A 20,590-nucleotide genomic window follows, 5' to 3' on the forward strand; every position below is an offset into this window, starting at 1 on the left:
ATCGCCATGATCGATGCTGGATCGGCAGAGATGCTTCTGTCGCTAGGGCTTAACGGTTTGCAAAGCGTTGCCGCAAAGCGCGGCGACATTCGGGCGGGCGACGCTTTCGCGGCCGGTTTCCTGAACGGGAATGTCTTAAGACACGAGCCGCGTCTTAACCCTTTGTAACGATCTGCTTCCCAAAGTGAGACAGGCGCGATATAGGACGCGTCTCGCGCTCGGGGCCTGAGTTGAGCGCGTCCTTGATAGTGAACGATTGGGCGCCGCGCGGCGTCGCAAACCGACGGGGACCGATGGCTCAGTTCGACCCACGCCGCCAGCCGACGCGTCTCGCGCCGCATCTGCTCACCACAGCCGCCGCGGTCACCGTGGCCCTGCTGGCGGGACGGGCCTATGAACCCGCCAAGGCCGAAGAAGTTCCGGTCATCACAGCCGCCCAGATGGACAGCCTGGAGGCCCAGGCCTTCGCCGCCGCCGGCGCGCCGCAAGGCTTGACCGCGCCCGAAGCCATTCCCGTCCAGATCCGCCGCGGCGAAAGCTTCGAGGACGCCGTGCGCCGCACCGGCGTGACCTCCGAGGAAGCCAGCGCTGTCGCCGCCACCGTGGCCGGCGCCTTCGATCTCGCCGATCTGCGCGCCGGATTGAAGTTCGAAACCGCCATCGCCAAGCCGCGCGACGGACGCGGCGACGCCCGCCTGATCGGCCTGACCATGCGCACGGGCCCCGCCAGCCAGCTGACGGTGTCGCGCAGCTTTGACGGCGCCCTGCGCCTGCGCTCGCTCGAGGAAAAGGTCGCCCACGAGACGGTTGTGCTGAAGGGCGACGTGGAGCGTTCGCTGTCGTCCAGCGCGCGTGAGCTGGGCGCCACGTCCGGCATCGTGCGGGCCGCCAGCCGACTGTTCGCCACCAAGTTCGACATGCAGCGCGACATCCGCGCCTCCGACGAGTTCACCCTGGTGTTCGACCGCGAGATCACCGAGGCCGGCCGCGTCGTCGCCGCCGGCGACCTGCTCTACGCCGAGCTGCGCGGCCGCACGTTTTACCGCTTTCAGCCGGCCGGCGCGAAGGAAGCCCAGTTCTTCGACGCCGAGGGCAAGAACCTGCGCTCGGCCATGATGCGCACGCCGCTGCAAAGCTTCCGCCGCGTATCGTCCAACTTCGGTTTCCGCACCCATCCGATCTCCGGCTACAAGAAGATGCACCAGGGCATCGATTTCGCGGCCGGCACCGGCACGCCGATCGTGGCGCCCGCCGACGGCGTGGTGGTCGAGGCCCGCCGCTGGGGCGGCTACGGCAACTGGCTGCGCATTCGTCACGCCAACGGCCTGGAAAGCGGCTACGGCCACCTGTCGCGCTACGGCTCGGGCATCCGCGCCGGCCAGCGCGTCAGCCAGGGCCAGGTGGTCGCCTATGTAGGCTCCACCGGCGCCTCCACGGGTCCGCACCTGCATTATGAGCTGTGGCGCAACGGCCAGCGCATCAATCCGGCGGGCGTGAAGACGCAGGAAGGCTCCGAGCTGTCCGGCGCCGACCTCGCCGCCTTCCGCGCGGAGAAATCGCGCATCGACCGCATCATCGCCGCCGGCGGTCAGAAGCGCCCGGCGTTGCAGCAGGCTTCGGCCGACGGCCTGCGCGCCGCCCGCGGCTGAGACCCGTCCTCCGCTAGCCGACCAGCACCGGCGGCGCTGCGCCGCCGCGCGGGCAGGACACGCCGTGCACCGTCACGTCGGCCTCTCCCACGTGCAGACCCAGCGGCGCCAGCACGCCGTTCAGCACCCCGTCCAGAACCGGCCCCAGCGGCGTCAGCAGCAGGCCCACGCCCTGCGTGATCGCTCCGACGTTCACCCCTAGCCCCAGCGCCGACACCTCCAGGTCCAGCCGCTGCAGCAGGCTGGTCACCGCCCCGCTGGCGAAGGCGCGCGACTGAACCGTTTGCATGCGCTGCTCGGCGATGTCGGCGGCTGAAAAGGCCACAGACTGGAACCCTGAGTCCGCCGCCGCCACCTCGGCTCGCCCCTTGATCGTCGCCACGCCGAGGACCGAAATCAGCACCGTCGGCCGCGCCGGCAGGGGCGTCTTGAAGTCTCGCAAGGTCCGTCCGTCGACCCGGCCGATCAGGACGCGCGCCACGCCCGGCCGCACGCCCAGACGCACCTCCGCGTCCGGCGCGCAGCGGATGCCGGCCAGCCTGGCCTCTGAAGACGCCACCTCGACCACCAGCGGCAGCTCGACCCGTCCCAAGAGCGCCAGCGCGCGGCTGGTCTTCGCCGTGACGGCAAGCCGTGCCTGCGCCGTGCGGATCACCGGCTCGCCCTCAGCCGTGACCGTGAGCCATGGGCTGTTGTTCGGGCGCTCGCCGATCGCCAGCATGACCTCGAGGTCCGCCAGACCGGTCGGCGCCGCCAGGTCGAGCGCCGCCTGTCGCTCGCCGCCGCCGACTTCCAGGGTGGCCATGGCCAGATCCAGCGCCGAGACCTGGACGTCAAGCGCCCCTTTCAGCCCGCGCGGGGCGGCCGCCTCGACGCCGACCAGTTCGCCGACCCTTAGCCGGCTGCGACCTGCGCCGGCGGCCATCTTGTTCAACGCCGAGGCGGCGCCCGGCGGCGCCAGCGCCGCGATCCGCCGCAAGGCCGCGCCGGCTTCGATCTCGGCGTCGGCGAGACCGTCATAGTCGCCGGCCTTCAGGTCCGCCTCCAGCGCCAGCGCGTCGATCGTGTCCAGCAGGCTGACCCGCGCCTCCGCCAGGGCGCGGTAGTCGAGTGCCGAAAGCGACACTTCGCCGCCGGTCAGGGCCTTCAGCAGCTGGTTGGCCACGCCCCCATCCAGGCGCGCCAGGCGCGATCCGATGGAAAAGGTCGCCGCCGCCTGGTGCGGCCGCGCCGCCGTCGCCTCGCGCGTCAAGAGCACGCTGTCGCGCCCCAGGATCACCCGTCCGAAGTGCAGTGACGCCGGACCCGACACCCGCACGCGCGCGGCGTTCGGGTCCTCGGCCTTGGCGCGAAAACGATCGCGCGGCGCCGTTTTCGGGTCCGCGTCATAGGCGCCGGTGCGGGTCTCGATCGCATAGGCCGCCCTCATGCTCCCGGACAGGTTGTCCCGCGCCGTGGCCTCGGCCGCCGCCGCCGCCCGGTCCAGATCACGCGCCGCCGCCATCGCCGCGAGGTCCGCGGCGGACTGCAGCCGCCGCCCCTCCATCTCCAGAAAAGCGAGATCGATCGACAGGGCTGCGAGCACGCTGAACAGCGCCATCCCCGCCGCGCCCATCAGGCCGACGCCGCCGCGCCGATCGCCCAGCCACGACCCTATCCAGGACGCAATCGGCCGAGCCACTCAGTAGCCGCCCACGCGCACCACCGCGCGTCGCTCGATCCGCCTGGACGGGCCAGGCACCAGGTCCATCAGCTGCAGGATCGGATGGTCGCTCGCGTCATAAACCAGCACCACCTCGATGCGCTGGTCGTCGCTGACGATCCGGGTGGACATGTGATCGGCGTCCAGCGCGCGCGACGCCTGCGCCAGGCCCAGTTCCACCTCGGTGCGCGCCAGGCTCTCGCGCTCTTCGTGGTCCAATCCCGCCACAGCGGCTCTCGCCGCTTCCGAGGCGATCGACTGCACCGACTGCGCCAGCCACAGCCAGCCGCCATAGACCACCACGCCTGCGAGCAGCAGCACGAACAGCGGTCCGACCAGCGCGAACTCCACCGCCGCAGCCCCGCCCTCGTCCCGAGCCCACGGTCTCCATCCCCTACGCGCCATCTGCCCCCCCTGCACTGCTGACGACAATGCCAAAGGATCGTTAAACGATGGTTTTCCGACCTTATCCGTATTCAAAAGATCAGATCGACTGCCTGTGATCAAAGCGAAAGTCGGCACCACCGCAAAATGGGCGATGCGAGCAGGTTGAATAGGCCGGAGCGCAACCGCCTTTGCGGGCTTCTCGTTGCTTGACACTCAGTCCCCAGAGCCTGGCATGCGACCTGATCAAGCACGGACGCTCGAAGCCTCGGACATCGACGCCTTTGTCCGCGACGGCTTTGTGAAGATCCAGGCGGCCTTCTCCCCCGAGCTTGCGGAGCGATGCCGCGCGATCCTGTGGCAGGACCTGGACTGCAGTGCGGACGATCCAACGACGTGGACCCAGCCGGTCGTCTGGCTCTGGGACTACGCCCAGCCGCCCTTTGTAGAGGCCGCCAACACGCCGGTGCTGCACCGCGCCTTTGACAGCCTTGTTGGACAGGGCCGCTGGCGTCCTCGCACCAGCATCGGAACCTTTCCGGTTCGCTTTCCGTCAACCGAGGACACCGGCGACACCGGCTGGCACATCGACGCCAGCCTGCCGCCATTGGACGACAATCCGGAGGATCAGGCCGACTTTTCCAAGTGGCGGGTCAACATCCAGTCGGACGGCCGGGCGCTGCTTATGCTGTTTCTGTTTTCCGACGTGGGCGAAACCGATGCGCCCACCCGCATTCGCGTCGGTTCACATCGTCCGATCGCCCGATATCTCGCGCCGCTGGGCGATGACGGCGCCGCGCAGATCGACGTGAGCCTGAGCGACGGGTGTCCGGAAACGCTCGCCACCGGAAACGCCGGCGACGTCTATCTCTGTCATCCGTTCCTGGTTCATGCCGCGCAGATCAACCGAGGCGCGGCGCCCCGCTTCATGGCTCAACCGCCCTTGTTTCAGCAGGAGCCGAACCGCCTCGATCGTACGGACGGCGACTATTCGCCCGTCGAACGCGCCATCCTCAAGGCGATCGGCGACGAGGCTTGAGCCCCTTCACCAGGCTCGCTCGCACCGGATCGCCACCGCCGCGCGCCCTCATCGCCAAGTCACAGAAGAATGGTGGACGCGACAGGGATTGAACCTGTGACCCCTACGATGTCAACGTAGTGCTCTCCCGCTGAGCTACGCGTCCGCCGTGGCGGCCCTGGACGCGGGGTCCGGGGCGGGAAGGCGCGGTCTATAACCCAGGGGGTTCCCGAACCGCAAGGGGCAAAAAGCGTGGCGCAGTCAGGCGGCGACCATGCGCTCGACTTCATTGACCAAGTCGCGCAGGTGCACGGGCTTGGACAGAACCTTGGCCTGGGGCGAGGCCTGGGCGGCGGTCAGGGCCACGGCGGCGAAGCCGGTGATGAACATGATGCGCAGGCCCGGCTGGCGGGCGGCGGCCACGCGGGCGACCTCGATGCCGTCGGCGCCCGGCATGACGATGTCGGTCAGCAACAGGTCGTAGGGCCCGTGCTCCAGCGCGTCGATGGCGTCGTCGCCGTTCTCGCAATCGATGACCTGGTGGCCGGCGCGCTCCAGGGCGCGCGTCAGGAAGCCGCGCAGGGAACCGTCGTCTTCCGCAAGAAGGATACGCGCCATGACCGAAGTCCTCGTCGAAAACAGGCGCGGACGCTAGCGGCGGAACGGTAAACCGCGCGTGAAAACCCGGCCGCCCCGCTATGCCGGCGGTGGAGAAACAGCCTATGGCGACAGGCATGAGCCCCCTTGGAGAGGTTTTTCGCATCAGCCGCCCGCCGCCCGGCGCGGCCTCGATCCCGCTGGTGTTCGCATCTCCACATTCGGGCGACGTCTATCCGCCCTGTCCGGCCGCGGCCGATGTGCCTGTGTCGAGCCTGCGAAGCGCGGAGGATGCGATGATGCACCGGCTGATCGACGCGGGTCCGACCCACGGCGCGGTGCTGATCGCCGCCGGCGTCGGCCGGTCCTTTGTGGACCTGAACCGCGATCCGGACGAGCTCGATCCCTTGGCGGTGGAGGGTGCGCGGGCGGAGCCCGTGTCCCCACGTGTGCGCGCCGGCTATGGCGTCATTCCCCGGCTGAGCGGCGACGGTCTGGCCCTGCATCGACGACGGCTGACGCGGGAGGAGGCGCAGGTGCGGCTGGACGGCGTGCACCGGCCCTATCACGCCGCCATCGCCGACCTGATGCAGCAGGCGAAGACGCGACATGGTCGAGCGGTCCTGATCGACTGGCATTCCATGCCCAGTCGCGCCGGCGACATGGACGTGGTGCTGGGCACGCGGCACGGCGCCGCCTGCGGATCGGCGCTCAGCCAACATCTGCGTAAGCTGATGGAGGCGCAGGGCTGGCGGGTGTCGCTGAACCACCCCTATGCAGGCGGTTACTCGACCCAGAAATGGGGACGCCCCGACGAGGGGTTCGAGGCGGTGCAGATCGAGATCAACCGTCGGCTCTACCTAAACGAGGACACTCTGGAGGCGTCGCCCGGCTATGGCGCGCTTGCAAACGCCTTGTCGCGGATCATCGCGGAGCTCTGCGGATCCTACCGCTGAGCCGCAGGAAAAAAAAGCCGCGCCAGACCGGCGCGGCTATGTAAAGTCTATAGGGAGGAAACGCCCAGGAAGGGCAAGACGCCCGAAGGCGTCGAGGAACAATCTAGGGACGCAGGCCCGATGCGTCAAGGCTGACCGCTGGTAAGTTATTCACGGTAAGTTACACGGTGCGACGAGACGACGCACGGAATGTGCGTCTTTCTGATGGTGTGACCGTTCACAGCGAAAAACTCGTCTACTCCAGCAGGCGGCGCGCCGCGCGAATGGCGCGGGCGGCGGGCGAGGCTTCCTGGCGCCACAGCAGAAGCGCAAATGCGGAGAACACGCCCGCCCCCAGCCACAGGGGTCCGAACAGCCAGGCCGCCGCCGCCAGGGCGAAATAATAGCCGCGCACGCCCTGGCTGAACGACGCCAGCGCCGGATTGATGAGATTGGCGGCCGCTTCGCCGAAGGCGATGTTTTCCCGGTCGTCCTCGGGCGCCGCGCCGATCAGGGCCAGGGTGTAGTTCAGCTGACGCAGCGCCCAGATGAAATCCAGGAACCCGCGCGCCAGGCAGATCAGCACCAGGGCCAGCTTGCCCTCCAGAAGGCGCAGCGGCACGTCCTCGGCCCCGACGGCGGCGAAGCCCTGCAGCCGGCTTTCGCCTCCAAACAGAATGCCGGCGACGGCGGCGATCAGCAGCAGGTTGGTGGAGGCGAAAAACGAGGCCGAGTTGATGGAATGGCCCATCAGCTGGCTGTCCACCAGACGCATCTCGCGGCGCCCCATGGTCTGCATCCAGACGCGGCGCACATGCAGCATGTCGTCGTTCAGCGACCCGCCCTTGCGGCCGATCAAGCCAAGCAGCGGGCCGTAGCCGAGCCAGCACAGAAAGAAGAGGGCCAGGGCGGCCCCGTCCAGAAAGGTCATGGCGTCATTCCTGCCGTGCGCCGGGCCGCCCCCGCAAGGGCCTGTGCAAAGCCCTGCTGCTTGCCCGCCGGCTTACGGCGTCCTATCACGCCAGCCGCTTTTCCGCTCAAGACATACAGCCAGGCAGACACCGCCATGAACATCGACGCCATTTCGGTCGGCCCCAAGCCTCCCTACGACATCCATGTCGTGATCGAAATTCCGGCCGGCGGCCTGCCGGTCAAGTACGAGATGGACAAGGCCTCGGGCGCCCTGTTCGTGGACCGGTTCCTGAACACGGCCATGTACTATCCGGGCAATTACGGCTTCATCCCGCATACCCTGGCGGACGACGGCGACCCGTGCGACGTGATCGTGATCAACCCGACGCCGGTGGTGCCGGGCGCAGTGATCCGCGCGCGTCCGATCGGCGTGCTGCTGATGGAAGACGAGGCCGGCCGCGACGAGAAGATCCTGGCCGTGCCGGTCGACAAGCTGAACCCCTACTATTCGGATATCCAGAGCTATACCCAGCTGCCCAAGATCCTGATCGAGCAGATCGAGCACTTCTTCACACGCTACAAGGACCTGGAAAAGGGCAAGATGGTCCGCGTCGACAAATGGGCCGAGGCCGACAAGGCCGCCGAGCTGATCGAGATCGGCATGAAGGCCCACGAGGAAGCCAAGGCCAAGGGCGAAAAGACGCTTTGAACCGCAACAGAAGCCACTCTCCCTCCCCGGTCGGGGAGGGTGGCCGCGAAGCGGCCGGGTGGGGGCGGCGAGGCGATAGCCCACAGGCCTGAATCTGTGTCGTCTGGCCCCTCCTACCCGGTCTCGCCTGCGGCTTGACCTCCCTCCCCGGTCGGGGAGGGAGAACAGACGTCGCATCCTCTCCCGCTTCGTCCGCGCTGCTCCTATGTGCGGGGCATGACAGACCTTTCCCCCCGCGAGATCGTCTCCGAGCTCGATCGCTTCATTGTCGGCCAGGACGACGCCAAGCGCGCCGTGGCCGTGGCGCTGAGGAACCGCTGGCGCAGGAAGCGCGTGCCGGAGGACCTGCGCGACGAGGTCACGCCCAAGAACATCCTGATGATCGGACCCACGGGCGTCGGCAAGACCGAGATCGCCCGGCGGCTGGCGCGGCTGGCCGGCTCGCCCTTCCTCAAGGTCGAGGCCACCAAGTTCACCGAGGTCGGCTATGTCGGCCGCGACGTGGACCAGATCATGCGCGACCTGGTCGAAAGCGCCCTTGTCATGGTGCGCGACAAGCGTCGGGTCGAGGTGCGCGCTCGGGCCGAGGCCGCCGCAGAGAACCGCATCCTCGACGCCCTGGTCGGACCGGGCGCCGGTCAGGCCACGCGCGACGCCTTTCGGACGCGCCTGCGCGCCGGCGAACTGGACGACAAGGAAATCGAGGTCGCGCTTTCCGACACCGCCTCGCCGATCCAGGGGCTGGACATCCCCGGCGGTCAGGTCGGCCTGCTGAACCTGTCGGAGATGCTGGGCAAGATGGGTGGCGGGCGCACCAAGACGGTTCGCCTGACCGTGCGCGACGCGACCGGTCCCCTGACCACCGAGGAAGGCGACAAGCTTCTGGATCAGGACAGCCTGACCAAGGAAGCCCTGCTGCTGGCCGAGAACGAGGGCATCGTCTTCCTGGACGAGATCGACAAGGTGGCCGGCCGTCAGGACCGCGGCGGTGCGGACGTCAGCCGCGAGGGCGTTCAGCGCGACCTGCTGCCGCTGATCGAGGGCACCACCGTCTCGACCAAATACGGGCCGGTAAAGACCGACCACGTGCTGTTCATCGCCTCGGGCGCGTTCCACGTCGCCAAGCCCTCGGACCTGCTGCCCGAGCTTCAGGGCCGGCTGCCGATCCGGGTGGAGCTGAAGGCCCTGACACGCGACGACTTCAAGCGCATCCTGACCGAGCCCGAGGCCAATCTGATCCGCCAGAACCAGGCGCTGCTGGCCACCGAAGAGGTGACCCTGACCTTTACCGACGATGCGGTGGAGGCGCTGGCGGACGCAGCGGTGGCGGCCAACTCCGCGGTCGAGAACATCGGCGCACGCCGGCTGCAGACCGTGCTGGAGCGGGTGCTGGAGGAAACCAGCTTTCGCGCCTCCGACCTGTCTGGCCAGACGATCGCCTTCGACGGCGACGCGGTGCGCGAAAAGGTCGGCAACCTCGCCAGAAACGCCGACCTCTCGAGATTCATCCTCTAAGGTCGCTCTCGCCTCTCGCTCTCCGTCATCCTTAGGCCTTGTGCCTAGGATCAGAGACTCCGGCCTCCGGCATGAACCGGCCCGGGCGCTCGGCCGCACCGGGAGTCTGGATCCTCGCCACAAGGGCGAGGATGACGGGAGAGGCGTAGGCTCAGTCCATCAGCTGCTGGGCCAGGTAGACGTAGTGCCGAGCCCAGCGGCGAGCGTTGGCGACCGGATCGGCGTCGTTGGAGTGGCCGCCGGCCGTGTCCTCGAAATACAGGTGGTCGTGGCCCTGCTCGCCCAGGCGCGCGGCGAACTTGCGGGCATGGCCGGGATGCACCCGATCATCGCGCGTGTTGGTGGTGATGTAGACGCGCGGATAGTCCACGTCGGGCCGCAGCTGCTGATAGGCCGAGTATTTCGCGATCCAGGCCGCCTCTTCCGGGATGCGCGGGTCGCCGTATTCGCCGATCCACGACGCGCCGGCCGGCAGCTCGTGATAGCGCAGCATGTCGATCAGCGGGCTTTCGATCACCGCCGCGTTGAACAGCTCCGGATGCTGGGTGATCGATACGCTGGTCAGCACCCCGCCGTTCGAGCGACCATAGATGCCCAGGCGACGCGGCGAGGTAATGCCCCGTTGTTGCAGGTCGCGCGCAACGGCGGCGAAATCGTCGAACGCCTTTTGCCGCTCGCCGTCGAGCGCCGCCTGGTGCCAGTCCGGCCCGAACTCGCCGCCGCCCCGGATGTTGGCCTGGACGAAGACGCCGCCGTTCTCCAGCCACAGCTTGCCCATCTCGGGCTTGTAGGCCGGGTTCAGGCTGACCTGGAAACCGCCATAGCCGAACAGGATCGTCGGCGCCGATCCGTCCATCGCCAGGTCTCGCGGACGGGTGATGAAATAGGGGATCTTGGTCCCATCGCTCGACGTCGCCTCGAACTGCTCCACCACATGGGTCGAGGCATCGAACTTGGCGGGCGCTGATTTCAGCTCGGCCAGGGAGGCTTCGCCGGCATCCGCCAGGCTCAGCGTCTGGGGCGTCAGGAAGCCTTGGAAGGAGACAAACGCCTCGTCGCGCGCCTTGGATGAGTCGCCCAGTCCGACGGCGACATTGGCGGGCACATCGACAGAGGCTCCGCCCCAAACCGGCTTGCCGTCCCGTTCAAAGGCGAAGCGGGTCAGCCGGCCCGCCACGTTGTCGGACAATGCGACCAGCACCGCGTCGCTCATCACCGCGACAGACTGCAGAGACTGCCGTGCTTCCGGCGTGAACAGGGTCTCTGGGTCTGTATCGGGATAAAGACCGCCCGAGCCGCGCGCCAGCTCGTCCATGGAAACCGCCAGCAGCGAGCCCGCCGCCACGTCACGTCCGCCCCAGCGCCATGCCTCGTCGTTGGACAGGATCAAGCGATCGCCGATCGCGCCATACACCGACACCCGCGCCGGGGCCGCCAGCTTCACCGGCTTGCCGTCCACCAGCCGCCAGGTCTCGGATCTGAAGGTGTCCAAGGGGCGGGTGATGATGACCGCCAGCACCTGGCCGTCCTTGTCGCGATAGACCGAGGGGCTGACGCCATAGCCGCCGTCGCCCTGCTCGCCGCGATAGACTTCGGTCGCGTCCGCCAGCGACTGCCCGCGCTCCAGCGTCTTGACGATGAAGGGATAGCCCGACTCCGTCATCGTACCGGCGCCGAAGTCGGTCGCCACCAGAAGCGTGTCGCGGTCCAGCCATTCGATCCGGTGCTTGCCTTCGGGCAGGACGAAGCCGTTCCCAGAATCCGGAGTGAGGAACGCCTTGGACGCCACGTCGAACTCGCGCACCACCACCGCGTCCTTGCCGCCGTCCGACAGCATGATCAGGCAGCGGTCGTCGTCCGGCGCCAGGCAGCTTGCGCCCTTGAACACCCAGTCGCGCCCTTCGGCCTTCGCCAGGGCGTCGATGTCGATCAGCGTCTCCCACCGGGGCGCCTCGGTGCGGTAGCTGTCCAGCGTCGTGCGCCGCCACACGCCCTTGGGGTTGGTCGCATCCTGCCAGAAGTTGCCGATGCCATCGCCGAGGAAGCTCGGCTGCGGAATGCGGTCTGTGGCCGTAAGGATCGCCTCGGCCTGCTGCCGGAACGGCTCGTAGCGACGGTCGCCGGTGAGGGTCGCCAGCGCCTTGCGGTTCTCCTCGGCCACGAACGCCATGGCCTCGGCGCCGTCCACCTCTTCCAGCGCCAGATGGTCGTCGGCGGCCTTGACGCCTTCTACCGTCAGATCGCGCGGATAGTGCGGCGGCGGCGTGGTCGCTGGCGCGGACGAGGCGGCGGCGGGCGCCTGGGCGAAGGCGGCGGGCGCCGCGGCCAGCAACAGCGCCGGAAGGGCGGCGGACAGGATCAGGTGACGCATGGCTCGACTTTCCGCTCATCCCCGCGAAGGCGGGGACCCAGACCTTTGGGCGTTCGGCGTCGCCCGTTCCTAACCGACCCCGATCCCAGGCGCCGATGCTCGCGAAAGCACTGGGTCCCCGCCTTCGCGGGGATGAGCGGGCCTAGATGTCTACTCCTGCGCCGGCGTGTCCATCAGCCGGCGCGACAGATAGGTGTACTCCAGCGCCAGCCGACGAGCGGTCTCGCGCAGGTTCGCGCCCGCCGCATGGCCGCCGTCGGTGTTCTCGTAGAACAGCACCGGATAGCCCAGATCTTCCAGCCGCGCCGCCGCCTTGCGGGCGTGGCCGGGGTGGACGCGGTCGTCCTTGGTCGAGGTGTGGATGAACACCTCCGGATAGGGCTGGCCCGCCCGCAGCGCCTGATAGGGCGAATAGCGTTCGATCCAGGCGCGCTCCTCCGGGACGTCGGGGTTTCCGTACTCGCCGATCCAGCTGGCGCCGGCCAGAAGCTTGTGGAAGCGCAGCATGTCGAACAGCGGCACCTGGATCACCGCGCCGTTGATCAGGTCCGGCCGTTGGGTCAGCATCGCCCCCATGAACAGTCCGCCCTGCGAGCCGCCCATGATCGCCAGCTTGGGCTGGGAGGTGATGCGCCGCGCGGTCAGGTCCAGCGCCACGGCCTGGAAGTCCTCGTGCGCCCGCTGGCGGTTCTCCTGCAGCGCCGCATCGTGCCAGCGCGGCCCGAACTCGCCGCCGCCGCGCGTGTTGGCGATCACATAGACCCCGCCCCGCTCCAGCCACAGCTTGCCGACCGTCGGCGAATAGCCGGGCAGCAGCGAGCTCTGGAACCCGCCATAGCCATAAAGCAGCGTCGGGTTGGAGCCGTCCAACGCGATGTCCGCCTTGTGCACCACGAAATAGGGGATCATCGTCCCGTCGGCCGAGCGGGCCTCGTACTGGTCCACCGTCATGCCGGCGGCGTCGAACTTGGCCGGCGTGGACTTGACCTGTTCGACCGCGCCGGTCGCGGCGTCGGCCAGATACAGGCTGGACGGGTTCAGATAGCCCGAGACGCTGACGAAGACGCGGTCGTCCGCCTCAGACGCCGAGCCGACCCCCACCGAGACGTTCTGCGGCAGCTCAAGCGTGCTGTAGGCCCACTCGCCCTCGCCCGGCGTATAGACGCGCACCGCGCCCTTCACATTCTCGAACAGGGCGACGATCAGGCGGTTGCGGCTGGCGGTGATCCCCTCCACCGCCTGGCGCTCGGTCGGGCGCAGCACCAGCTGGGCCTGCACCGTGGGATCGGCCATCCAGCCCTTCAGCGGATAGGCGATCACGTCCCCCGACTGGAACGTCTGGCCCGAGGGCGCGGTCCAGTCTTCCTTGGTGGTGAACACCAGCCGGCCGTCCACCAGGGCGTCGATGTCCGACTTGGCCGGCAGGCTGAGCTTGGTCAGCTTGCCGTCGTTGCCCAGGCTGAAGACCTCGCTGGAGTAGAAATCCACCGCGCGGGTGATCAGCGTCGCCTGGATGTTTCCGTCGGCGTCGCGCAGGGTCGAGCCCTGCACCGACACGTCGGTCGGCTGGCCGGTGAAGATCGTCTCGGCCTGCTCCATCGGCTGGCCGCGCTTCATCCGCTTGACCACCATCGGGTAGCCCGAGTTGGTCAGGCTGCCTTCGCCGAAGTCGCGCGCGATCAGCAGGGTGTCCGCATCGATCCAGGCGGCGTTCCCCTTGGATTCCGGCAGCACGATCCCGCCATCGACGAACGTCTTGGTCTCGGCGTCGAACTCGCGCAGCGTCACCGCGTCCTTGCCGCCGTCCGACAGCGACACTAGGCACAGCCGCTCGTCCGGCTGCAGGCAGTTGACGCCCTTGTAGACCCAGTTCTTGCCCTCGGCCGCGGCCAGGGCGTCGATGTCGAGGATCGTCTCCCACTCGGGCGCCTGGGTGCGATAGCTGTTCACCGTGGTCTGGCGCCACACGCCGCGCACATGCTGGGCGTCCTGCCAGAAGTTCCTCAGGCTTCCATCGCGGTTGAAGCCGACGCCCGGGATGCGGTCGCGCGCCTGGACGATCTCCAGCGCCTGCTGGTGCAGCGGCTCGTAGCGGGCGTCGGCCTGCAGCACGCCCAGCGACTTTTCATTGTGTTCGCGCACCCACTGCATGGCGCGCTCGCCCTCGACCTCTTCCAGCCACAGATAGGGGTCGGTCGCATCCGACGTAGCGAAGGCGGCCGGCACGGACGAGGAAGGGGATGCGACTTGCGCCATGGCGAGGCTCGACAGCGAGGTGGAGGCGAGCAGCGCGGCGAACGCTGCGGCGGAGGTGCGGATCATGTGCGTCTTTCCCCGAAGATCTGGCACGCACCTTAACCGTCGGACTTCGCTCCACAAGCCGCGCGCGCCTTGTCTCGCCATTTTGTCACATGACGGCCGGGCTCAGTCCTCGTCCGGGATGCACAGCAGGTTGCCGCAAGCCTTGCAGTGGACCGCGTCCGGGTCATGCGTCTGCAGGCCGCATCGGTCGCAAGGGTACCGCACCTTGTTCGGCTTGATCACCGTCTGCGCCACCCGCAGAAACAGGGTGATCCCCGTCAACATGATGACGATGGACAACAGCTTGCCGACCGAACCCGGCAGGGTCACGTCGCCAAAGCCCGTCGTGGTCAGCGCCGCCACGGTGAAATACAGCGCGTCCACATAGCCGGCGATGCCGTCGTGTCCGCGAAAGAAGGCGTAGACGAAGCCCGTAGCCACAAAGACGAAGGTGACCAGTCCGGCCAGCGCACGCACGACGCCCTCGACCCGCGTGTCGTCGAAGCGGTGGCCCACGGTGCGCCAGAAGAAGTCGGAGTTCAGCACCGTCCAGATGCGCAGCAGCCGCAGGAAGCCGAGGTTGGCCGCCCAGGCAGGCACCAGCAGCGTCAGCAGGATGAACAGGTCCATCCACACGATCGGCCGCTTCAGCCAGTCCTTCCAGTCGGAATAGGCCCAGGCCCGCGCCGCCAGGTCCAGCGCCAGCAGGGTCGCCACGAAATAGTCCGCGACATAAAAGGCCCATCCCGCCTCGCGCAGGATCGGCGCGGCCAGAAAGAAGCCGATGATCAGCACGTCGATGACGATCACCGCCATGCGGAACCGCACGGCCGGCGGCTGGGAGCCGTGATAGAGATAGCGCACCCGCGCCCGCAGGCGCAGGCCCTCGCCGTTCCTTGGGGTCGGCTTTCCAGACTTCACGCGGTTCTCCGAAAGCGCGGGCGGCGCTATAGGACGGGCATGACACGCCCCTTCGTCAAGATGAACGGCGCCGGCAACGATTTCGTCGTGGTCAATGCGCTGGAAACGCCGTTTGCGCCGACCGAGGAGCAGGTGCGGACGCTCGCCGACCGCTCGACCGGCGAAGGCTTTGACCAGCTGATCGCCATCGAGCCCTCGACCACGGCCGACGCCTTCATGCGGGTGTGGAACGCCGACGGCTCCCTGGTGCAGACCTGCGGCAACGCCCTGCGCTGCGTCGGCTGGCTGCTGATGCAGGCGAACAGCTCGGACCGCGTGAAGATCGACACCTTGGGCGGCCCCACCGTCGCCACGCGCGCTGGCGATCGGCGCGTCACCGTGGACATGGGCGAACCCCGCCTCGACTGGACGGACGTGCCGCTGGCCGAGGAGATGGACACACGCGGCATCGAGCTTCAGGTCGGGCCGATCGACGATCCGGTGCTGCACACGCCGGGCGCCGTCTCCATGGGCAATCCGCACGTCGTCTTCTTCACCGACCGGCAGGACGACGGCTTCATCACCGGCTCGGGCTCGCTGGTCGAGCACCACCCGCTGTTCCCTGAAGGGGTCAACGTCGGCTTTGCTAACATTCTGGAGCGCGACCACATCCGCCTGCGGGTTTGGGAGCGCGGGGCCGGCCTGACCCAGGCCTGCGGCACCGGCGCCTGCGCCGCGCTGGTCGCCAGCGCCCGGCGCGGCCTGGTGAACCGCAAGGCGCGCGTCACTGTGGATGGCGGCGAGTTGCTCATCGATTGGGACGAGGCGTCCGGCCACGTCTTCATGACTGGCCCCGTCGAGATCGAACGCACGGGAACGCTCGCGCTCTGAAGCTGGAAAGGCCGAGCTGAGGCCGCCGTCTGACCGCACGATGTTCCGTCGGGTAAACTGTTGTTACGGCCGGCGGGCGGTTCTAGGACTGGCGGACACCCGCCGCCGACGCCTGGACGACCGATGCCCGACCTGACCGACAAGCAGACCTTTTCCGACAACGAGGCGCTGGAATTTCACCGCGTGCCCACGCCGGGCAAGATCTCCATGGCGCCGACCAAGCCGATGGCGACGCAGCGCGACCTGTCGCTGGCCTATTCGCCGGGCGTGGCCGTGCCGGTGCTGGCCATCGCCGCCGATCCGGACAAGGCCTACGACTACACCGCCAAGGGCAACATGGTGGCGGTGATCTCCAACGGCACGGCGATCCTTGGCCTTGGCAACCTCGGCCACATGGCGTCCAAGCCGGTGATGGAAGGCAAGTCGGTGCTGTTCAAGCGCTTCGCCGACGTGGACAGCTTCGACGTCGAGGTGAAGACCACCGACCCGGCCGAGTTCGTCACCGTGGTCAAGAACATCGGCGACACCTGGGGCGGCATCAATCTGGAGGACATCAAGTCCCCCGAATGCTTCGTGATCGAAAGCGAGCTTCAGGACCTGCTGGACATCCCGGTCTTCCATGACGACCAGCACGGCACCGCGATCATCTCCACCGCCGGCCTGATCAACGCCTGCCATGTCGCCGGCAAGAAGCTGGAGGAGGTCAAGGTTGTGCTGGCGGGGGCGGGCGCCGCCGGCCTGTCCTCCATCGCCCTGATGAAGGCGGCGGGGGTGAAGGCGGAGAACACCGTCATCGTCGATCGCGACGGCGTGGTCTTCAAGGGCCGCGACCACGGCATGGACCAGTGGAAGGCCGCCCACGCCACCGACACGCCGCACCGCACCTTGGCAGAGGCCATGGTCGGCGCCGACGTGGTGCTGGGCCTGTCGGCCAAGGGCGCCATCACCACCGAGATGGTGGCCTCCATGGCGCCGCGCCCGATCATCTTCGCCATGGCCAATCCCGATCCGGAGATCACCCCGGAAGACGTGATGAGCGTGCGCTCGGACGCCATCATCGCCACGGGGCGGTCCGACTACGTCAACCAGGTCAACAACGTCCTGGCCTTCCCCTATCTGTTCCGGGGCGCGCTGGACGTGCGCGCGCGGCGGGTGAATCACGAGATGAAGGTCGCCTGCGCCCGCGCGCTGGCGGCGCTCGCCCGCGAGGACGTGCCGGACGAGGTCGCCGCCGCCTATCGCGGCCGCAAGCTCAAGTTCGGCCCCGACTACATCATCCCGACGCCGTTCGATCCGCGCCTGATCTGGTACATCCCGCCGTTCGTCGCCCAGGCGGCGATGGACACGGGCGTGGCGCGCCAGCCGATCCCGGACATGGACGCCTATCGCACCGAGCTGCGCTCGCGCGTCGATCCGTCGGCGGCCCTGATGCAGAAGATTTCCTCGGCCGTGCGCAGCGGGCCCAACAAGCGGGTGGTCTTCGCCGAGGGCGAGGAGCCGGCCGTGATCCGCGCCGCCTGGGGCTTCAAACAGGCCGAGCTGGGCACGCCCGTGCTGGTGGGGCGCGAAGACCTGATCCGCCAGAACGCCCAGGAAGCCGGGCTCAACTTCGACGAACTCGGCATCGAGATCACCAACGCCCGCGTGTCCGGCCGCAACGTCGAATACACCGACTGGCTGTACGAAAAGCTTCAGCGTCGTGGTTATCTGCGCCGCGACGTGCAGCGGATGATCAATCAGGACCGCAACTACTTCGGCGCGACCCTGGTGGCCCAGGGCGAGGCCGACGCCATGGTCACGGGCGTCACCCGCAACTTCAACATGGCGCTGCGCGAGGTTCAGCGCGTGCTGGAGGTCAAGGAGACACTGATCGGCCTGTCGATCCTCTTGGCCAAAGGCCGCACCCTGTTCGTGGCCGACACCTCGATCCATGAGCTGCCCGACGCCTGCGACCTGGCCGAGATCGCCATCCAGGCGGCGGCCTCGGTGCGGCGGCTGGGTCGCAATCCGCGCGTGGCCTTTCTGTCCTATTCGACCTTCGGCAACCCGCCGGGTGACCGGGGCGAAAAGGTGCGCGAGGCCATCCGCATCCTGGACCGTCGCGGCGTCGACTTCGAATACGAAGGCGAAATGCCGCCCGAGATCGCGCTCGACCCTAAGGGTCACCCCGCCTATGCCTTCAACCGGCTCAGCAAGCCGGCCAACATCCTGGTCATGCCCGCGATCCACTCGGCCGCCATATCCACCAAGCTGGTGCAGGCGCTGGGCGGCGCGACCGTGATCGGGCCGCTGCTGGTCGGTTTGGAGAAATCGGTGCAGATCGTGCCTCTGGGCGCCTCGGTCAGCGAGATCATCACCGCCGCCACCTTCGCCGCCTATCACGAAGGCCCCGTGTTCCACGGCGAGGGCGTGTCATCGGCGCCCAAGCCGCCAGCGCCGTTCATCGAGGACTGAGCCGAAGCGGCTTGAGGCGGCGGGGTCCGGCTGGCACGGTCGGCCAATGACCGACGCCGCCCCGCCGTTTCCGCCCACAGCGCCTCCGCCCCGCCGCGTGGCGTCCGGCCTTTATCTGGTCGCTACGCCGATCGGGAACCTGCGCGACATCACCCTGCGCGCGCTGGACGTGCTTCAGGCGGCCGACCTGGTGCTGGCGGAGGACACCCGCGTCACCGCCAAGCTGCTGCAGGCCTATGGGCTGAAGGCGCGGCTGGAACGCTGCGACGATCATGCCTCGGCGCGTGCGGCTGAGATCGCCGTCGAGCGGCTGCAGGCCGGCGAGGTCGTGGCCTTGGTATCAGACGCGGGCACCCCGATGGTCAGCGACCCCGGCTTCGTGGTCGCCCGCGCCGCGATCACCGCCGACCTGCCCGTCCATCCGATCCCCGGCCCGTCCAGCCTGCTCGCGGCCCTGTGCATCGCCGGCCTGCCTGCCGACCGCGTGCTGTTCGCCGGCTTCCTGCCGCCCAAGTCCGCCGCCCGCCGCACCCTGCTGGAAAGCCTGAAGGGGCCGGGCCAGACCCTGGTCTTCTTCGAAAGCGGTCCGCGCCTGGCCGACAGCCTCAAGGACATGGCCGCCGTGCTGGGCTCCCGCCCCGCCGCCGTCGCCCGCGAGCTGACCAAGCTGTACGAAGAGTGCGTGCGCGGCGCGCTGGACGTCCTCGCCGTCGATCCGCGCCTGCAGTCGCCCAAGGGCGAGATCGTCGTGGTGGTGGCGCCCGGCGCGGCCGAGGTCGTGTCGGAGGCCGACGCCGATGCGGCTCTGGCCGAGGCCCTGACGCGCCTGCCGCCGGGCGAGGCTGCGTCCGAAGTCTCCCGCGCCCTCGATCTGCCGCGCAAGGCCCTCTATCGCCGCGCGCTGGAGATGCAGGGACGGTGAAGCCGGAACGGCTTCGTCCGAATGCGCCCGCACGGACGGCAAAGCGGCCGTGGCGCCAGGCCTTGGGCGGTCGCGCGCACCGGCAGGGGCACGGCGCCGAGTGGATCGCCGCCGCCTGGCTGATGCTGAAGGGCTATCAGGTCCTCGGCTTTCGCCTGAAGACCCGCGCGGGCGAGATCGACCTGCTGGTCCGACGCGGCTCCGTCCTGGCGGTGGTCGAGGTCAAGCGACGCCGCTCGATGGTCGAGGCGCAGGCCGCACTCGCCGCCGACCAATACGCCCGCCTCCTCGCGGCGGGCGAGGCCGCGATGCGTCATCGGCCGGCTTTAAAAGACCTGCGGTTGCGAATCGATATGGTGGCGCTGGCTCCCGGCCGTTTTCCAAGGCATCTTTGTGGCGTTGACCGCTCCGCGCCCGGAGACCGGAGGATCAGGTGACGCGAGAGGAAGCCGAGGACACGCTGACGCAAGCCGGTCCATGCGAGGACGGCGACTTTCCGCTTCTGGAAGCGGCCATTGCCTGCGCCATCCACGACTATCCGTTCCGCGATTGCGAGCCGGTGCGGGTTCTGGCCCGCAACGCCGGCGAACGGCTGAAGGAGCGGATCGGCGGCGAAAGTCCCGACGACGCCCTGGCCGAAACCATGGCCGCCGACCTTCGGCTCAACGGCGACCTGCTCAGCTACGACCATCCCTGCAATACCGACATCATCGATGTGGCGGAGCGCCGGCGTGGCCTGTCGGCCGCCCTGGCCATCTTCTATCTCGACGCGGCGCGACGCGCGGGGCTTCAGGCGGCGGGCGTCGATTTTCCGGGCCACTTCCTGATGCGGGTTGAGACGCCGGACGGGCCGGTCGCCCTGGATCCGTTCAGCCAGGGCCGTCTGGTTCTGCCCAGCGAGCTGACGCGGCGCGCGCTGCGGGCGGGCCTGACGCCGCACGTGGCCGACCGGCTGGACCTGTTGATGGCGCCGGTCAGCGACCGCCACGCCCTGATCCGCCTTCAGAACGTGCTGTTCAGCCGCGCCATCAAGGCTTCGGATTATGAGGCGGCCGAACGGGCGGCCCTGCGACGCGCCCTGCTGGACCCGACCGACCACCGGCCGTGGCTGGATGTCGCGGCCGCGCGCGAGAAACAAGGCGCGCTCGCTGGCGCGCTGGACGCGCTGTCGCGCGCCCGCAGCCTGGACGGCCCGGCCGAGGCCCTGCGCTCCACCAGCTTCGATCGCGTGCGGATGCAGCTGAACTGACGCATCCGGTTCACCGGCGGCTTCGTAAATAGCTCAAGCATTTCGCTGGGTTGCCTCGCACTGGAACGGCCTTGTTCATGT

The 20,590-nt window shown here is 68.4% G+C and carries 17 protein-coding genes and 1 tRNA gene; 10 read left to right on the top strand and 8 right to left on the bottom strand.

All coding sequences use genetic code 11. From position 1 onward, the window contains the following. Nucleotides 1-293: 293 nt before the first annotated feature. The gene (locus KY493_RS12760) at nucleotides 294-1,649 is read left to right on the top strand and encodes a M23 family metallopeptidase (protein ID WP_219896702.1); all 1,356 of its coding nucleotides are present in this window, start codon (nucleotides 294-296) and stop codon (nucleotides 1,647-1,649) included. Nucleotides 1,650-1,662: 13 nt separating this feature from the next. Here the strand turns inward: KY493_RS12760 and KY493_RS12765 are convergent, their stop codons facing one another. Together KY493_RS12765 and KY493_RS12770 are read right to left on the bottom strand one after the other, a co-directional pair. Continuing rightward, the gene (locus KY493_RS12765; RefSeq protein WP_219896703.1) at nucleotides 1,663-3,330 is read right to left on the bottom strand and encodes a TadG family pilus assembly protein; all 1,668 of its coding nucleotides are present in this window, start codon (nucleotides 3,328-3,330) and stop codon (nucleotides 1,663-1,665) included. Next, nucleotides 3,331-3,756: a TadE/TadG family type IV pilus assembly protein gene (locus tag KY493_RS12770; RefSeq protein ID WP_219896704.1), complete on the bottom strand. Its 426-nt coding sequence runs from the start codon at nucleotides 3,754-3,756 to the stop codon at nucleotides 3,331-3,333. Nucleotides 3,757-3,970: 214 nt separating this feature from the next. Here KY493_RS12770 and KY493_RS12775 point away from each other — a divergent pair, with 214 nt between their 5' ends. Then, nucleotides 3,971-4,774, top strand: a complete 804-nt coding sequence (locus KY493_RS12775) for a phytanoyl-CoA dioxygenase family protein (protein ID WP_219896705.1) — start codon at nucleotides 3,971-3,973, stop codon at nucleotides 4,772-4,774. A gap of 70 nt (nucleotides 4,775-4,844) precedes the next feature. Here KY493_RS12775 and KY493_RS12780 read toward each other — a convergent pair. Together KY493_RS12780 and cpdR are read right to left on the bottom strand one after the other, a co-directional pair. Next, nucleotides 4,845-4,919, bottom strand: a tRNA-Val gene (locus KY493_RS12780). A gap of 95 nt (nucleotides 4,920-5,014) precedes the next feature. Continuing rightward, nucleotides 5,015-5,371, bottom strand: a complete 357-nt coding sequence (gene cpdR, locus KY493_RS12785; protein WP_219896706.1) for a cell cycle two-component system response regulator CpdR — start codon at nucleotides 5,369-5,371, stop codon at nucleotides 5,015-5,017. 116 nt (nucleotides 5,372-5,487) lie between these two features. On the opposite strand from cpdR, the gene KY493_RS12790 reads away from it, so the two are divergent. Next, nucleotides 5,488-6,306: an N-formylglutamate amidohydrolase gene (locus KY493_RS12790; RefSeq protein WP_219896707.1), complete on the top strand. Its 819-nt coding sequence runs from the start codon at nucleotides 5,488-5,490 to the stop codon at nucleotides 6,304-6,306. 235 nt (nucleotides 6,307-6,541) lie between these two features. Here KY493_RS12790 and KY493_RS12795 read toward each other — a convergent pair whose 3' ends face one another. Next, nucleotides 6,542-7,216 (bottom strand): DUF599 domain-containing protein, encoded by a 675-nt coding sequence (locus tag KY493_RS12795; protein ID WP_219896708.1) that lies wholly within the window; start codon nucleotides 7,214-7,216, stop codon nucleotides 6,542-6,544. 135 nt (nucleotides 7,217-7,351) lie between these two features. On the opposite strand from KY493_RS12795, the gene ppa reads away from it, so the two are divergent. Together ppa and hslU are read left to right on the top strand one after the other, a co-directional pair. After that, complete coding sequence (gene ppa / locus KY493_RS12800; protein WP_219896709.1) at nucleotides 7,352-7,906, top strand: inorganic diphosphatase; 555 nt, start codon at nucleotides 7,352-7,354, stop codon at nucleotides 7,904-7,906. 216 nt (nucleotides 7,907-8,122) lie between these two features. After that, nucleotides 8,123-9,421, top strand: coding sequence for an ATP-dependent protease ATPase subunit HslU (gene hslU / locus KY493_RS12805; protein ID WP_219896710.1), 1,299 nt, complete (start codon nucleotides 8,123-8,125; stop codon nucleotides 9,419-9,421). 151 nt (nucleotides 9,422-9,572) lie between these two features. Here the strand turns inward: hslU and KY493_RS12810 are convergent, their stop codons facing one another. From KY493_RS12810 to KY493_RS12820, 3 genes are all read right to left on the bottom strand, one after another. Then, nucleotides 9,573-11,792: a prolyl oligopeptidase family protein gene (locus tag KY493_RS12810; RefSeq protein ID WP_219896711.1), complete on the bottom strand. Its 2,220-nt coding sequence runs from the start codon at nucleotides 11,790-11,792 to the stop codon at nucleotides 9,573-9,575. Between the two features lie 150 nt (nucleotides 11,793-11,942). Then, nucleotides 11,943-14,114, bottom strand: a complete 2,172-nt coding sequence (locus KY493_RS12815) for a prolyl oligopeptidase family protein (protein WP_219896712.1) — start codon at nucleotides 14,112-14,114, stop codon at nucleotides 11,943-11,945. 102 nt (nucleotides 14,115-14,216) lie between these two features. Beyond that, the gene (locus KY493_RS12820; protein WP_219896713.1) at nucleotides 14,217-15,014 is read right to left on the bottom strand and encodes a potassium channel family protein; all 798 of its coding nucleotides are present in this window, start codon (nucleotides 15,012-15,014) and stop codon (nucleotides 14,217-14,219) included. Between the two features lie 39 nt (nucleotides 15,015-15,053). On the opposite strand from KY493_RS12820, the gene dapF reads away from it, so the two are divergent. The 5 genes from dapF to KY493_RS12845 all read left to right on the top strand — a co-directional run bounded on the left by dapF (nucleotide 15,054) and on the right by KY493_RS12845 (nucleotide 20,509). Next, a complete protein-coding gene (dapF, locus tag KY493_RS12825; protein ID WP_219896714.1) occupies nucleotides 15,054-15,884 on the top strand; it encodes a diaminopimelate epimerase in 831 nt (276 codons plus the stop codon). A 123-nt stretch (nucleotides 15,885-16,007) separates the two neighbouring features. Then, nucleotides 16,008-18,338 carry an NADP-dependent malic enzyme gene (locus KY493_RS12830; RefSeq protein ID WP_219896715.1) on the top strand — a complete coding sequence of 777 codons (2,331 nt, stop codon included), beginning with the start codon at nucleotides 16,008-16,010 and terminating at the stop codon, nucleotides 18,336-18,338. A gap of 46 nt (nucleotides 18,339-18,384) precedes the next feature. Next, on the top strand, nucleotides 18,385-19,260 hold the full coding sequence (rsmI, locus tag KY493_RS12835) for a 16S rRNA (cytidine(1402)-2'-O)-methyltransferase (RefSeq protein WP_219896716.1): 876 nt from the start codon (nucleotides 18,385-18,387) through the stop codon (nucleotides 19,258-19,260). Further along, nucleotides 19,257-19,697, top strand: coding sequence for a YraN family protein (locus tag KY493_RS12840; RefSeq protein WP_219896717.1), 441 nt, complete (start codon nucleotides 19,257-19,259; stop codon nucleotides 19,695-19,697). The genes rsmI and KY493_RS12840 overlap by 4 nt, the downstream gene beginning before the upstream one ends. After that, entirely contained in the window at nucleotides 19,694-20,509 is an 816-nt protein-coding gene (locus tag KY493_RS12845) for a transglutaminase family protein (protein ID WP_219896718.1), read from the top strand. Before KY493_RS12840 ends, KY493_RS12845 begins: the two co-directional genes overlap by 4 nt. Nucleotides 20,510-20,590 lie beyond the last annotated feature (81 nt).

The organism is Brevundimonas sp. PAMC22021 (assembly GCF_019443405.1).
GTDB lineage: Bacteria > Pseudomonadota > Alphaproteobacteria > Caulobacterales > Caulobacteraceae > Brevundimonas.